The 13,709-nt window shown below is 62.6% G+C and carries 14 protein-coding genes; 10 read left to right on the plus strand and 4 right to left on the minus strand.

What is annotated here, in order from left to right; translation table 11 throughout:
• Window positions 1–200: 200 nt before the first annotated feature.
• Window positions 201–1,004 (plus strand): IclR family transcriptional regulator, encoded by an 804-nt coding sequence (locus P3W85_RS33770; protein WP_276267952.1) that lies wholly within the window; start codon window positions 201–203, stop codon window positions 1,002–1,004.
• Between the two features lie 5 nt (window positions 1,005–1,009).
• Here the strand turns inward: P3W85_RS33770 and P3W85_RS33775 are convergent, their stop codons facing one another.
• Complete coding sequence (locus P3W85_RS33775) at window positions 1,010–2,392, minus strand: MmgE/PrpD family protein (RefSeq protein WP_276267953.1); 1,383 nt, start codon at window positions 2,390–2,392, stop codon at window positions 1,010–1,012.
• Between the two features lie 251 nt (window positions 2,393–2,643).
• On the minus strand, window positions 2,644–2,772 hold the full coding sequence (locus P3W85_RS33780; protein ID WP_276267954.1) for a hypothetical protein: 129 nt from the start codon (window positions 2,770–2,772) through the stop codon (window positions 2,644–2,646).
• Window positions 2,773–2,988: 216 nt separating this feature from the next.
• Between P3W85_RS33780 and P3W85_RS33785 the strand changes: the two genes are divergently transcribed.
• Entirely contained in the window at window positions 2,989–3,408 is a 420-nt protein-coding gene (locus P3W85_RS33785) for a hypothetical protein (protein WP_276267955.1), read from the plus strand.
• 286 nt (window positions 3,409–3,694) lie between these two features.
• On the opposite strand, the gene acs is transcribed toward P3W85_RS33785, so the two are convergent.
• A complete protein-coding gene (gene acs, locus P3W85_RS33790) occupies window positions 3,695–5,752 on the minus strand; it encodes an acetate--CoA ligase (RefSeq protein WP_276267956.1) in 2,058 nt (685 codons plus the stop codon).
• Between the two features lie 206 nt (window positions 5,753–5,958).
• Between acs and P3W85_RS33795 the strand changes: the two genes are divergently transcribed.
• From P3W85_RS33795 to P3W85_RS33815, 5 genes are all read left to right on the plus strand, one after another.
• On the plus strand, window positions 5,959–6,387 hold the full coding sequence (locus P3W85_RS33795) for an ACT domain-containing protein (protein WP_276267957.1): 429 nt from the start codon (window positions 5,959–5,961) through the stop codon (window positions 6,385–6,387).
• 3 nt (window positions 6,388–6,390) lie between these two features.
• Window positions 6,391–6,726, plus strand: a complete 336-nt coding sequence (locus P3W85_RS33800) for a hypothetical protein (RefSeq protein WP_276267958.1) — start codon at window positions 6,391–6,393, stop codon at window positions 6,724–6,726.
• A gap of 21 nt (window positions 6,727–6,747) precedes the next feature.
• Window positions 6,748–7,017 carry a hypothetical protein gene (locus tag P3W85_RS33805; RefSeq protein WP_430869673.1) on the plus strand — a complete coding sequence of 90 codons (270 nt, stop codon included), beginning with the start codon at window positions 6,748–6,750 and terminating at the stop codon, window positions 7,015–7,017.
• Window positions 7,018–8,455: 1,438 nt separating this feature from the next.
• The gene (locus P3W85_RS33810) at window positions 8,456–8,893 is read left to right on the plus strand and encodes a universal stress protein (protein ID WP_276267960.1); all 438 of its coding nucleotides are present in this window, start codon (window positions 8,456–8,458) and stop codon (window positions 8,891–8,893) included.
• Between the two features lie 786 nt (window positions 8,894–9,679).
• The gene (locus tag P3W85_RS33815) at window positions 9,680–9,904 is read left to right on the plus strand and encodes a hypothetical protein (RefSeq protein WP_276267961.1); all 225 of its coding nucleotides are present in this window, start codon (window positions 9,680–9,682) and stop codon (window positions 9,902–9,904) included.
• Window positions 9,905–10,257: 353 nt separating this feature from the next.
• On the opposite strand, the gene P3W85_RS33820 is transcribed toward P3W85_RS33815, so the two are convergent.
• Complete coding sequence (locus P3W85_RS33820) at window positions 10,258–10,689, minus strand: hypothetical protein (protein ID WP_276267962.1); 432 nt, start codon at window positions 10,687–10,689, stop codon at window positions 10,258–10,260.
• A 451-nt stretch (window positions 10,690–11,140) separates the two neighbouring features.
• Between P3W85_RS33820 and P3W85_RS45670 the strand changes: the two genes are divergently transcribed.
• From P3W85_RS45670 to P3W85_RS33830, 3 genes are all read left to right on the plus strand, one after another.
• A complete protein-coding gene (locus tag P3W85_RS45670) occupies window positions 11,141–11,764 on the plus strand; it encodes a TonB family protein (RefSeq protein WP_430869674.1) in 624 nt (207 codons plus the stop codon).
• A 2-nt stretch (window positions 11,765–11,766) separates the two neighbouring features.
• The gene (locus tag P3W85_RS33825; RefSeq protein WP_276267963.1) at window positions 11,767–12,276 is read left to right on the plus strand and encodes an RNA polymerase sigma factor; all 510 of its coding nucleotides are present in this window, start codon (window positions 11,767–11,769) and stop codon (window positions 12,274–12,276) included.
• A gap of 98 nt (window positions 12,277–12,374) precedes the next feature.
• A complete protein-coding gene (locus P3W85_RS33830) occupies window positions 12,375–13,376 on the plus strand; it encodes a FecR family protein (protein ID WP_276267964.1) in 1,002 nt (333 codons plus the stop codon).
• Window positions 13,377–13,709: the final 333 nt, after the last annotated feature.

Genomic DNA, 13,709 nt, shown 5'->3' on the forward strand with positions numbered 1-13,709 from the left:
GCGGCTTGCGATCAGCGACAATAGTCTGCAGCGGAGGTAAGGCTCCTTGCTGTCCGACATGCCTGAAACGCTCGGGCCAACGCCTTGCCTGGTCGCCGCTTATTGTTTCATTGAATGAAATGTGTTTTAATGAACAAAACTATAGAGAGTCAGGAAACCCGTGTCAAGCGCGGATTTCGTGGCCAACATGCGCCGAAAACATGAAGACTTCACACACCAAAACGTCCGCGGGCGCCAAGGCCAAGGCATTGGCTGCCACTGAGTCAGTCGACGTTACCGAAAGCGAACAAGACGGCGGCGTTGCAGACACGCCCAAGCCGCCGGCCGGCGTGCTGGAGCGCGGCATCGCCATCCTCGAATGCTTCAGCGAGGAGCGCTTGCGCCTGTCGCTGCGGGAGCTCGCCGAATGCACAGGGCTGGACAAGGCCACGCTGCTGCGCCTGCTCGGCGTGCTGACGCGCGCGCGCATGGTGCACCGTTTCGACAGCGGCAGCTATGCGCCAGGACCGGCCCTGCTGCATATGGGCATGCTCTACCGCAGCACCTTCGATCTCGGCACGCGCATGCAGCCGGTGTTGCACAACACCATGCGGGAAACCGGCGAAACGGTGGCCTTCTATGTGCGCAGCGGCAACGAGCGCGTCTGCCTATTCCGCGAAAACACGTCGAAGGAAGTGCGACATCATGTGGAGGTCGGCACGCGTATCCGCCTGGCCGACGGCGGGTCCTCGGCGCACGTGCTTAATGCTTTCACCGGCGGCGACACACCGCAGGCGAAAGCCATCCACGAGAAGGGCTATGCGATGACGCGTTCCGAGCGCGTGGCCGAGATGGCCTCGGTGGCGCTGCCGGTATTTGAGAGCGACGGCACTTTCCTGGGCGCGCTGGTGGTGATCGGGCTTGCCTCGCGCCATAGCGAGGAAGCCCAGTTGAAGGCCGTAGACATAGTGCGCCGCGAACTGGCGCTGCAGGGTTTCAACACCAGGCCTTCCGCCGGCCACTGAGCGACTCAGCGCTGCACGGCCGCTCCAAATAGCGCTGGCGCCACTGTGCAGGATGCTTGGTCCCTACCCGCATCGGCAAAACCGGCGCACCAGCCGGCGATGCGGGAAGCCGTGGCATCGTCCATGGCGGGCGCGAAGGCGCGCATGCGGCTCTGCAGCGCGGCCCAGTCGAAGGGGTCTTCCGGATCGCCGCGCCGCAACTCGCGCAGCGCGCTAACGCGCCGGCCATCGCGCAGCGCGATGGTGACGCGGGCGGGACGCTTGTGCGGGAACGCAAGCTGGAAATCGTCGTTGGTCGTGACCTGGATCCTGTTCGCCAGCGCGAGCAGCGTCGGCGATCCCAACTCCGGGGTTTCCATCTCCTCGATGCCCACGTTGCCCTTGAGCAATAGCGTGGCAAGCAAGTAGCGCAGGCTAAAGCAGGTCTCGGCGGGCTTGGTGGGCCAGATCACTCCGGCGATCTTGAGTGCGTGGGGAAAGATCGCCACCTCGACCGAGGTGATATCCTCCGGCATGAACGCGTGCGCGTCCATCAGCGCCCGGGTGGCATCCATCGGCGTAAAGAGCTGCGCGCAGCATGGCCACGCCTTAATGGTCGCCGTGTTGATGCGTTCGGGCGCGTCCAGGTCCCCGTCCAGCGCCTCCAGCGGCCCATCGCCGGCCAGTAGCGCGTAGAGCCCACGCGTGCCTGTCATGAAGGCCCGCGCACCGGGCAGCCCGGCGCGCGCAGCAAACGCGGCATGGATACCGTTGCGCACCGCGAAGGCCGGGTGGAGCGACTTTGACTCGTGGGCGTCGTCATCGACCAATTGCCAGAGGCCGGCCGCCTGCGTGGCGCCGATGCCCATGGCGTGGTGCAACTGTTTCGTCGTCAAACCTAGCGCCACGCCGGCCGCTGCCGCGGCACCCACCGCGCCGGCGGTGGCGGTGGCGTGGAAGCTGGCCGCATGCCGGGGGCCAAGCGCTTCGCCTACACGCAGCGATACCTCATAGCCGGCCACGATGGCGTCGGCCACGCGGCGTTGGCTCAGGCCACGCCCGGCAGCCAGCGCCAGCACCGGCGAAATGGCGATAACACCCGGATGCAACATGGCCGCCCGATGGGCATCGTCGATTTCGCGAAGATGCGCGATTGCGGCGTTGGCGAACGCCGCGCCGGGCGCCGCCATGCCGCACCCGCCGAACACCGCGGCATGCCCCTCGCCAGGCGTGCAATCCTGGGCCAGCGTGCGCATGGTCGCCGCCAGTGGCATCGGGCTCGCCGACCAGCCGGCCGTGAACCAGTCGAGCAAGGCTTGAGCGAGGCGGTCCCGGGTGGTCTGCGCAAGGGGGGCGAGTTGCAGGGCGGTAACATGCGCCGCCAGTTTCGTCTCCGCAAGATTCTCCATACAATGATTTCGCTCAATGAAATAGATTTCATTATACAAAACCAAAAGCGGTTGCCATGACTATTTTTGTGCGGCCATTTTCGTTCGGGGACTGTTCCGGTCTCCCGGGCAAACCAGGCCGCGATTTTTGCCAGTATCATTTTTCTCCACCTCGAGCTGTTTGACGTTGCGGCGCACCCGCGTCTGTTCCTCGCGCTCGACCGTGGTGATGCCATTGTGACGCTTGCCGCATCGCGATCTGCTTGCGCGACTCAGTTGTAAATGGTCTGCGCGGCGGGTTCAAGTTTCTTGGCCAGGTCTTCCGGCGTATGGTCGGCCTGGACGAGGTCAATCATCTGTTGCCGGAACGCCGCGGCATACGGCATTCGATGCAGGTGCATGGTGGGCACCTCCTTCGGTTCAAGATAGGGGGTGTCCAGGAAAACGGGTCAACTCCATGGAGTCGGTTTGGGCGCCCAGTCGAGGGGCGCTCAATTCGCGCGCCCAATCGTACGCTGGCGGCGTGTTGGCGGACCTGTACCGCTGCCTCACCGATAAGTAGTGCTATTCAGTACTCCCTGGCAGGGCATCCACGAGTTGAAGAGCGCCCCGGCACCATGGCGCGGATCGAGGGCTGGTGGCCAGAAGTGGTGGCCAAGGGCAACAAGCTGCGCCACGTGCCGGTGCCGCCGGCGGTGATCGCGCGGCTGAGGGCGTACTTGGCCGCTTGCGGCCACCCGGCCGATCCGGGCGCCAACTGGGTCTCGGGCGGCGTGGCGCTGCTCGGGCATGCCGCTTACCTGGGCGCCTCGCCGACCCGCGCGGTGCGGCGCGGCTGGCGGCGGCCAGCACGCACTGGCCACGCTCACGCCCGCACGCCGGTGGTCGCCAACCAGGTACCGCTGCCCGCCGCACAGGCGCTGCTCGGCCATGCCTCGGTGCAGACCACAGCGGCATACGCGAAAACTGATCTGGGCCAATTGCGCTACTTCGTCGAGCAGACCTTCACCGATCCTACGCCACCGCCCGATCAATAACTCGGAACTTGCGTTGCTGCGGCCTCTGTCCAGCTATTTGGGAACGGCCTTGCCTCAGCAAGCGAGCCACGCATACGATAAGAAAAATTGGGGCCTCGGTTTGCGCCGTGGCCTCGATAAGGGGGAAGATGGATGACGACCACGCGCGCCTAGATTGCGGGATCTCCAGCATGGCTGCGCCCATCAAGTTTGCAACACTATTACGATAATCTTCTTCAGAGTTCCATCTTACGCGACCGAGCCTGCAACCTGACAACGCTGTCAGACATTGACTGCCGTAGCCGTCCTATGTCGCCAGCGCCCTGATCCTCTCGACGACCTCTGGATTGGCAAGCGTGGACACGTCGCCAGGCTCCTGCCGGTTGGAGATCGCCGCCAGCACGCGGCGCATGATCTTGCCCGAGCGTGTCTTGGGCATGTCGGGAACAATCACGACCCGATGCGGACGCGCAATCGCGCCAATCTGGGATACCACGGCGGCCGAGACCTTGTTCGCGATCTTCGTGGATGGCAACAGTCCCGGCTTGAGTGACACATAGAGATCAGGCACCTTGCCCTTGACCTCGTCGGCCACCGGCACCACCGCTGCCTCGGCGACCTCGGACACCAGCAGTGCTGCCGATTCGATCTCCTTGGTGCCGAGGCGATGGCCGGAAACGTTGATCACGTCGTCGATGCGGCCAAGGATGCGAAAGTAGCCGTCCGCCGCCTGCATTGCGCCATCGCCCGCCATATACGGCCAGTCGCGCCAGTCCTTGCTGTCGGGATTCTTGCAATAGCGCGCATAGTACTGGCGCACGTAGCGGTCCGGATCCTTCCAGACGGTCTGGAATATGCCCGGCCAGGGATTGCGGATGCAGATATTGCCCGCTTTGCCCGAGCCGGCCGGGATCTCCTTGCCTTCCTCGTCAAAGATCACCGGATGAATGCCCGGAATTCCCGGGCCCGTGCTGCCGGGCTTCATCGGATGGATGCCCGGCAGCGTGCTGCAGAGGAAGCCGCCATTCTCCGTTTGCCACCAGGTGTCCACGATGACCGCCTCGCCCTTGCCTACTTCACGGTGGTACCACTTCCAGACTTCGGGCTCGATCGGCTCGCCGACCGTGGTCATGTGCTTGAAATGGTAGTTGTACTTCGCCGGCTCGTCGGGCCCGTTGCGTCGCAGCGCGCGGATTGCGGTGGGCGAAGTGTGGAAGATATTGACGCCAAGGCTTTCTGCAATACGCCAGGGCCGGCCTGCGTCGGGCCAGGTCGGCACGCCCTCGTAGACGACAGACGAGGCGGCGAGCGCGAGCGGGCCATAGACGATGTAGGAATGCCCGGTGATCCAGCCAATATCGGCCATGCACCAGTAGACGTCCTCGGGGTGGATATCCTGGATGTACTTCGAGGTCCACGCCACGTAGGAGAGATAGCCGCCCGTGGAATGCTGGCAGCCCTTGGGCCGGCCCGTGGTGCCGCTCGTGTACATCAGGAACAGCGGTGCCTCCGCCGGCATCGGCTCGGGCTCGACACGCCTGCCGCGGAACCCGGCGAGCACGTCATTGAGAATGACATCGCGGCCCTTTACCAGTCTGGCGGCACTGGAATACTTGCCCGGGTAGCGTTGCCAGATCAGGACCTTCTCTACCTGCTGGCCGGCGCTGGCGGCCTCTGCCACGGCAATGTCGGCCTTTTCCTTGTGATCGAGCAATTCACCGCTGCGGTGATAGGCGTCCATGGTGATCAGCAGCCGGCTCTCGGAGTCCGCGATGCGCTCGGCGCAGGCCGTTCCACTGAAGCCGCTGAATACCTGCGAATGAATCACGCCAATGCGCGCGCATGCGAGCATGGTGATGGGCAGTTCGGCCACCATGGGCATATGCAGCGTGACGCGGTCGCCGGCCTTCAGGTCGCAGAACTCGCGCAGCAGGGCGGCCAGCTCATTGACGCGAACAAAGAGCTCCTGGTAGGTGAGGTGATGCACCGCCTCATGCTCCGGCTCCGGCACAAAATGAATCGCGGTCTTGTTCCTGTACGCGGCGAGGTGGCGATCCACGCAGTTGTGGCAGGCGTTGATCCTGCCGCCGACGAACCAGCGCCAGAACGGCGGGGCGCTGGTATCCACGGTCGTTTCCCAGTATTTGTACCAGTCCAGCAGGTCTGCGAACTCCTTGAAGCACTCGGGGAAACGATCAAGGGAGAAGCGTTCGAAAACGCCCGGGTTGGTCAGATAGGCCTGCGCAATGAACTGGCCGGCCGGCAGGACGTAGTCCTCCTCGGGCCAATGGACCGCAATTTCGGCCTCGGACACATCGGCCGATTCCTGCTCTGCAGCATGGCGTGGCGATTTGCCTTCAGACATGACGATTCCCCTTCACTTTCCATGGCATCCGTCCGGGTAGTGTCGGTACCACTATCCTGCGATAACTGCCTGAAACGACTACTCCATATTAAGTTCGGGCACGGGGAGTTGCCAGGAAATCGGCCTGCCGCTGTCCACCGAGCCCAGAGCTTGCCTGTCGGCCGCCATGCGCTAGATTCGTAGTGGTGACCTTTGGAGAATGAGCAATGACCAACGATCTTCTCGTGGAACGCGTGGACGTGTGGGCGGCAACCATACCGGACCGGCCCGGCGGCCTTGCGGAGGTACTGGAGACCTTGCGCGATGCCGGCGCGGACCTGCAGTTCGCGATTGCGCGCCGCACGCCGGAGGACCCCGGCAAGGGTGTCGTGTTCGTGACACCGCTGCAGAACGACAGGGAAATCCGTGCAGCTGCCCAGGCCGGGTTTAATGTCACGCACAGCCTGCATTCGGTGCGTATCATGGGCGGGGACCGGCCCGGCATTGTGGCGGAGCTGACCCGCCAGCTTGCGAAAGGCGAAATCAATCTACGCGGATTCTCTGCCTCCGTCATTGGGGCGCAGTTTGTCGCGTACGTGTCGGTGGACTCGCTCGACGATGCGAACAAGGCAATGACGATCCTGAGCAAGGGCTGAAGCTTGCCGCGGGGCAACGGCGGAGCAGCCGCGGGAGCGAGCCAGGTCCACAAACATCTGCAATTTGTGCTGCTGTTCGCCGAGAGTTGCCTGGCGCTGCCGATCGGCCTCTTGCTGGAGTCGGCGCGGATCGCCGGGCGCCGTCCCCGACTTGGCATTTGCGCTTGCGTTGGCGCCACTGGTTCTGTTTGCGGCGCTCGTGCACGAGATGGCGTGCACGCCGCGCAAGCGCTACCGCGCACTGCTCGATGCGGTTGGCGTGCGGGCGGTCGATGTCGACCGCGGACTACGCCAGTCTGCGCCGTACAACCTGCTGGTCATGTCCGCAGGGCTGCTTGATCCAGGGAATGCGTTGAAGGTATTTCGGTCAATGCCCTGGGGTTCGCTGGCTCGTTGTTTGTCCGGGATGAGGCGCAGATACGGGCCATTGAGAGCCTTGGTCCGATGAATCTCCTCCGGCGAGGTGCGGCTGCCGCAGGGCAGAGCGGGACGGCCCGCCGCAGCCCGTGGCCGGCAGCATCCGTTATCCGTGTGAGCATGTGTGTGCGCTCGCGACTGGCTGTCTGCCCATGGGGCACCGCTGCTGACGTGAGATTCAGTCATGCCGCGCCAACCGGAGCTTCTACCTGACTTTGCTTCACAGCGCTGTTATGCCGACACTCGGCCGAACAGGCCGCATTCGAGATCGCTCTCGAATTCCACGATCAAGGGCGAAGACTCGCTATCTTCATAGACACTGTGAGAGCCAGTCGCCACGGGTCTCACCGTGACTTGCTGCGCGCCCGGTGACCACCATTTGATCGTTGTAGACAGAAGCAGAGGGAGATTGGAATGTCGGACCAGTTCTTGGCGACGCTGCGAAGCAGCAATTGAAGCGTACCGCGACGGCCGTGTGTGCCATTACCAGTAAACCGGCGCCTTCCTCTTGAGCAGCTTGTTCAACAACTGTGGATATGTCGCCCGTGGCAACCGGTTCGTCAAGCGTGTGAGGCTCGCATGGGATCTGCTGCGCCTGCATTTGAGCGCATGCGGCTCGAAGAGCTCCGGCCTTTTTCAATGCTGCACCGATTTCGGGGCCGGATCTGGAGCGGGTACTGGGGCCGCGCACAAAGCCGGCGCAGTCTACACGTACTACATCGGTGCGATTGTCCTGGGAAGTGCGCCCGCTCTTTGAAGTGTATTTGCAGGCGCATTCCCAGATAGGCCGAGTGCGTAACGAACCGTGTACGCGAGAAGCGCGGCGGCAAGGACTACGATGCCAGCTTTTCCGGGCGCCCGCCGAGAGGCCCGCGGGCTACGGACGATACGCAAGGCTCCCTGTTTTGAGCAGGAGGCGTGGTCAACTGGTCGCCGATCATTCTGCTTGCCAGATCCAGTGCGGCTTTTGCGTTCACAGGGGGAAGTCCCGAGGACAGCGCCAGCCTGACTGCGATGGCCGCCAGGCGTCCTTCTTCATAGGTAGGCATGTCGATCTGTGCTCCTTTGCGTCCCCGGGGTCATGGCCGGGCCGCGCTTGCAGCCGCCGCGGGTCGGCGGCCCACTCACAGTATGGGCGATTTGCGCGTGGGCGGCCTCCCTGATTGCAGCTGACTCGTGTGAGCGCAAGTGACACCGGGGTAGGAATTTGACGAAAAGGCCGGTGTCGCGTCGGCGGTGGTCCGAAGCGTGCCTTGACGAAGGCCCGGTTCTTTGCCGGTACTGATTCACTTCGCCATGATTACCCTGAACAGCGCTCAGCTGCGATCGAAGCGCCAAATCGGGTATGACGCCTGCACAAGGCCACGTCAATCAGCTTCGGCCTGTTCCACCACCTGGACCGTCGTGCGCAGGTCGAGCGTGATGTCCGACGTCAGCGGCAATGTCGTCTTGGCGACATCCCCGATCGCCTTCGGGCTTGTGACCGATTATGTGCCGCCCCCTCAGTTGACGTGAGGCTTTCGGCACCTATACTCCAATTAGATGATGGGTATTTGATATCCATCAAGAATGCCTTGGCGCCTGTTAGGCGCCTTGTGCACAGGGCGGCGAATGGGCACCAAGCGTGAGCGTACAGAGCAAGGAGGGCAAAATGTTCAAGCATCTTCTGCTGGCGGTTGATGGATCTGCGTTGGCCGAAGCGGCTTTCCACAAGGCACTCGTATTGGCGCGCGACATGAATGCCCGCGCCACCGCAGTACGAGTCTGTCCGGATTACCACGTGCTGACCTATCAGGTGGAAATGCTGACCGACACCCGCGAGGAATATGTCAATGCGGCGTGGGAAGAAGCGACGCGATACCTGAAGGGCATTGCACGGGAGGCCGGCGCCGCCGGTGTACCTTGCGAGACGACCTATGTAGTCAACGATCACCCATACGAGGCCATCATCAAAGCGGCCGAAGACAAAGGCTGCGACCTGATCGTGATGGCGTCGCATGGACGGCGCGGCGTACAAGGCTTGCTGATCGGCAGCGAGACGCTGAAGGTGCTGACCCATAGCAAGATCCCCGTGCTGGTCTACCACTAAAGCCATGGCATCAAGGCACGTCCGCCGTTCGCCGTAAGAAGACGGCTTCTCGTTGAGCACTCATCCAATGGACGGTGCGCCACGGCAGGATACTGAGCCGATATGGGGAGCGGCCTCTTGCACCGAACAAGTTGAGCAAGGAGAAACGACGATGGAACTGCTCGTGGATCAAGCGGAAGTCTGAGTTGCGAGCATTCCGGACAAGCAGGGCGGCCTGGCCGGGGCCCCAAAGCCTTCTGGGCATCAATGTTGTCGGGGAGATCGCTAGGGTCGATTGGCACGCGGGCGCAGTGGATTCGCAGTCAGGCGCGGAGGAAGCGGTTCCGGGCGACACCACTGTGTACAAGGCCGGCTGGAACAAATGGCTGGGCGTCGCCTCCTACTGACCAATGGACGCGATCAGAACATCGACGTATTGCCGCGCCCAGAGAATTGCATGATCCTGTGCACCCTGACTTGTTGCATAGCTACCGAGGTCCGCGGACTCCGCAGAAAAATACGGACCAGGTTGGTGCCCATTTCGCACGAACCCCCTGGACTCGTACTTGCCATCGCCTGCGGGATTCGCGAGGCCTTCAATCACGTAACCCCGATACATCTCGATCGACATTGTGCTGCTCCCATCTTCTTTCGTCTGGAACAGATGCACAGGCTCAGGGGCTGCCCGTGCGCTCACGATAACTATGCTAGTCGCCGATCGGAGAAGCGGGCAAGCCCAGATTGCCGCACGTGGACGGGATCCCACATCACCCGGCACCACGGTCCCTTCTGTCGAGGGGTACAACCATGACCGGCAACATCATGTGCCAGATTGAAGGCGATGACCTTGTCATCATCGATACTGCGAAGGTTCGGCTTGCTGAATGCAAGACTGACGACGATTGTGGTCGCGTGTACCATCAGGTGCGGGAACGTTTCAAGACCTTTTCGCTTGGCCAGCAGAGACGGGACATCGCGTTGCGAAACGATGAGTTGTCGAAGGCTGACCAGAGCGTGCATGGTCGACTCTGATGGGAAAAGCAACGATGACGATGCGCACACTCTCGTACACCCTTCGCCGTGACCGCCACGAAAAGCCGTTGGCTGTTCTGGAGTCCCCATTGGGCAACGGACAAGAGCTACATCCGGAAGCGCTACGCAGGTTGGCGGCGCAGCTCCTACGCATCGCAGACGAGGCCGCTGCATTAGGCCCGGGGCGGCGGTTCCCGCTTCCGCACAAGTCCTCCGTTGAGTATTGAACGGAAAGGCGCTGCCTTTGAGTGCCTCGCCGATGGTACGGGGATCCCGCCCGCATTTCGATCACAATGGTGTGGCTGGGGAACCGGCGTGAGATCTACCGCTGAGGGGGGCGTCGTCGTGCCGGTTTAGAACAGGGGCGCAAGCAGGTCGCCTTGCCCGGAAGCGTTGGCAGCGGGCTTGCGTTTGCGCTTGGGTTCAGGAAAGCCTGCCCGGTTCAGGGCACGGGAGACTTCGTTCAGGTTGTGCCAGATCGCGGCCGCCTCGTCTGGAGAGAGACGCTCGGCGGCAGCATCGATGGCCTTGACGAGCTCGGCCAAACGGCGATGCGCGGAGTCGAGCACGAGGTGGTGCTGCGCTTGTTCTTGCCGATCGTTCTTGGCGGAGAGCCAACGCGCCAAGGCAGACTGCTCGTCCTCGTCGAGCAGGGCAAGCAGCGCCTTGGTGGGGCCGCCACTGTGCCGGAACGTCCCGACGACGGTCTGCTGTGCCCGGCGCGAGCTGAGGTCACGTCCGGTGCGTATCAGCTTGACGAGATTGCCTTGTTCGCGGATCAGCATCTAGCGGTCCCTGAGTCATGGGTGAGAGCAAGCATACCGCATCAAGCAGGCCGCCCCCGGCCTGAGTGATCGGCGCTGGGCGAGTGGCCCGACCAGTTCCTTCCCTGCCGCCCCAGTCGGGACATCACACATGATTGCAATCGAAGCTCTCCCAGTCGGCTAGACTGGGCGGACTCGTGCGCACGTAGGTGCGCGCCTTGATCCGGACCCGGCGTGGGTGCCTGGCTGATTGTGTGTCGCGTCACGAATATGTAACCTTTGGTGTGTAACCTCTTCCTTATTTTCTGATAGTTTGCTTCGTCCTATTCATCCAAAAATCAGACGATTTCACTAGAAAATGACAAGCAACTCGGCATCGGTCAGTGTGCTTGCGCTGGCGGGATACCTGATTTGCTTGGGCCTTCTGACTGCGTCCGGAGCGGTGCGTGCGCAGTTGGCGGGATCGTCGCCCATGCGACCTGTCGCCCCCGGGGTCGGCGAACCTGTCCAGCTTTTCAACTTTGATATTCCGGCGCAACCGCTTGATTCGGCGCTGGACCAGTTCTCCGCCACTTCAGGCCGATCGGCACTCGTTAGCAGCCTATTGGTGGCTGGCCGGACAGCCTCTCCAGTGCGGGGACGCTACACCTCTGTGGCAGCCTTGCGCCTTCTGATTGAAGACACAGGCCTGGAGGCGGAGGAGGTTAGTGCGGGCTCGGTTGTCGCCTTGGTCTTGAAGCCCGCCGGCCCGCAGGCATTGGCCGCTGCAGCCGCAGCGCGCTCCAGCAAGGAGCGCTTGGCCAGTTACGACGGTCTGGTACAGGCCAGCATCTGGCGCGCAATCTGCGCCAATCCGCGTACGGGGGCCAGTGGCTACCGCGCACTACTGCAGTTTCAAGTCGACCCGGGTGGGCGAATCCGCAGTGCTCGGGTGCTGTCTACAAGCGGAAACAAGGGGCGGGACACCACTTTGCTCGAAGTCCTGCACCGAGTGCGGATCAGTCAGCCACCCCCGATGGACTTGCCTCAGCCGCTGCTCATGCTCATTCTGCCCGGCCAGATAGACGGGCCGGCCTGTGACCCGGGGGCGACGTAGCCATGTCCGAGGAAGTCCGCCTTATCCTCTTGGATTACTTGTCTAAGCGCTACGGCGATCTCAAGCGTCACCTGACGCGTGCTTTGCGGAATTCCGATCTGGCGGAGGACGCGCTGCACGACACCTGGCTGCGTGTGCGGCGCTTGGAAGACCAGGAAACCGTGCTAAATCCGCACGGTTTCCTGCTGCGCATGGCTGCCAACATTGCGATCAACAACCTGCGCAGTCAGAGCAACGCTGCGCAGCGCAGTGAGGTGGAAGCGCTGTTGGAAGTGCCCGACCCGGCCCCCGGTCCGGAGCAGAGCGCTGCTGCCCGCTCCGAGATGGAAAGCCTACTCGAGATCGTGAGGCGCATGCCCCAGCGGCGCCGCGATATTCTGCTGCTGGTGCGCTGGGAGGGGATGGCGCAGAAGGATGTGGCCAAGCGCTTAGGAGTTTCTCTCAGCACCGTCGAGCACGAATTGAAGCGGGCACATGATTACTGCGTGGCCCGCATGGCCGACAAAAAATAGTTGGAGGATTTGGGCTGTGCCAGTTGTCTTTAAGAGGAATAGGACTGCCGTGGCCGCTTGTGCTTGCTCGGACCATCATCGTCGGTTGACGTGACACCATGAAGACACCCGTGCCTCTTGTGATTGACTATCCCGTGCCGCCCGATGTGCTCCGAGAGGAAGCACGCATCTGGCTGAGCCGGCTCGTCGTCGCCGAGGTCAAGCAGGTAGACCTGCAGGCGTTCAAGCGTTGGCAGCGTACCAGTCCGGCCCACGCCGAGGCTTTCGAGGAAGCCAAGCGCCAGTGGCAGGCGATGAAGCCCGTGCTTGGCGAGTTGCTACGATCCGAACCAAAGATCGCTGCTCGGCACGAACGCATGGTGAACGGGCAGAGTCTCGGGCGCCGGGCCTTTCTGGGCGCGGCCGTCAGCGTCGTCGCTGCAGCCGGCATAGCGGTGGCTTATCCTCCTCTTGGCATGTGGCCGTCACCGGACGAATGGAATGCGGAATACCGCACCGCCACCGGCGAGCAGCGTGATGTTGCGCTGGGCGAGAGGGTGAGCGTCATATTGAACACGCAGACCAGCATCCGGCGCCAGGTGGCGGACGGAGAGATCGTCGGAATGGAGCTGATCGCGGGAGAAGTGGCCGTCGACCTGGTGGCTGCGCGCAGCGCATTTGCCGTCGTTGCTGGCACAGGCCGCAGCTTGGCAGATTCCGGGCGCTTTGAGGTGCGGCGCCTGGAGGGCAAGGTCTGCGTGACCTGCATCGAGGGAGCGGTGCGCGTGGAGCATCCTGCAGGCGTACGGATGCTGCAGGCGCGCCAACAGACGGTCTATAGCGCCAGCGCGGTCAGCGGTGTGACCAACATTGACGTAGCGAACGTGTCGGCGTGGCGAAAGGGTGAGTTGGTATTCAGGCAAACTCCGCTCGCGCGTGTACTCGACGAGATCAATCGCTACCGGCCCGGGCGCGTGGTTCTGATGGCGAAATCCCGGCGCGAAAGCCCCGTCAGCGGGCGTTTCCCCATCGCCGTTCTGGACGAGGCCCTGTTGCAGATCGAAAGAACGTTCGGCCTCGGCGCCCGGTCGTTTCCGGGTGGTCTGCTGGTTCTAAGCTGAATTCCCTCGTGCCTTCTTAGCGAGCGCACACACTACATGATCGATGGATGATGGCACGCTGGGCGTGTCATCGGCGTTGTCGTGTTCGCGAGGTACCCTGGATCTTTGCGCGCGGGTTTTAATTGGGCGAGTTGCGGGTCAAAAAATAGTTGGTGGTTTTTGAGGGGCTGCTGTGTCTTTAGGGAAGACGGATCTGTTTGTCGCCGGCGCAGTGCGCTGGCGTTGCAGAGACTGCTCTTGACATGGCCGACCGCGCGAAGTGGGAAGCCGTTGGCATCGACTTATCTTCGGGCGGGAATTTCCCATGAGCACACGCGGACACAGGGGCGCAAC

Origin of the sequence: Cupriavidus basilensis (assembly GCF_029335485.1) — a bacterium.
GTDB lineage: Bacteria > Pseudomonadota > Gammaproteobacteria > Burkholderiales > Burkholderiaceae > Cupriavidus > Cupriavidus basilensis_E.

Bases quoted from the DNA above. Each gene is read 5' to 3' on its own strand.
- acs (WP_276267956.1), bottom strand. From the start codon at position 5,752: ATGTCTGAAGGCAAATCGCCACGCCATGCTGCAGAGCAGGAATCGGCC.
- P3W85_RS33815 (WP_276267961.1), top strand. From the start codon at position 9,680: ATGACCGGCAACATCATGTGCCAGATTGAAGGCGATGACCTTGTCATC.
- P3W85_RS33785 (WP_276267955.1), top strand. From the start codon at position 2,989: ATGGCGCGGATCGAGGGCTGGTGGCCAGAAGTGGTGGCCAAGGGCAAC.
- P3W85_RS33810 (WP_276267960.1), top strand. From the start codon at position 8,456: ATGTTCAAGCATCTTCTGCTGGCGGTTGATGGATCTGCGTTGGCCGAA.
- P3W85_RS33830 (WP_276267964.1), top strand. From the start codon at position 12,375: ATGAAGACACCCGTGCCTCTTGTGATTGACTATCCCGTGCCGCCCGAT.
- P3W85_RS33795 (WP_276267957.1), top strand. From the start codon at position 5,959: ATGACCAACGATCTTCTCGTGGAACGCGTGGACGTGTGGGCGGCAACC.
- P3W85_RS33775 (WP_276267953.1), bottom strand. From the start codon at position 2,392: ATGGAGAATCTTGCGGAGACGAAACTGGCGGCGCATGTTACCGCCCTG.
- P3W85_RS33825 (WP_276267963.1), top strand. From the start codon at position 11,767: ATGTCCGAGGAAGTCCGCCTTATCCTCTTGGATTACTTGTCTAAGCGC.
- P3W85_RS33820 (WP_276267962.1), bottom strand. From the start codon at position 10,689: ATGCTGATCCGCGAACAAGGCAATCTCGTCAAGCTGATACGCACCGGA.
- P3W85_RS45670 (WP_430869674.1), top strand. From the start codon at position 11,141: ATGCGACCTGTCGCCCCCGGGGTCGGCGAACCTGTCCAGCTTTTCAAC.
- P3W85_RS33770 (WP_276267952.1), top strand. From the start codon at position 201: ATGAAGACTTCACACACCAAAACGTCCGCGGGCGCCAAGGCCAAGGCA.
- P3W85_RS33780 (WP_276267954.1), bottom strand. From the start codon at position 2,772: ATGCACCTGCATCGAATGCCGTATGCCGCGGCGTTCCGGCAACAGATG.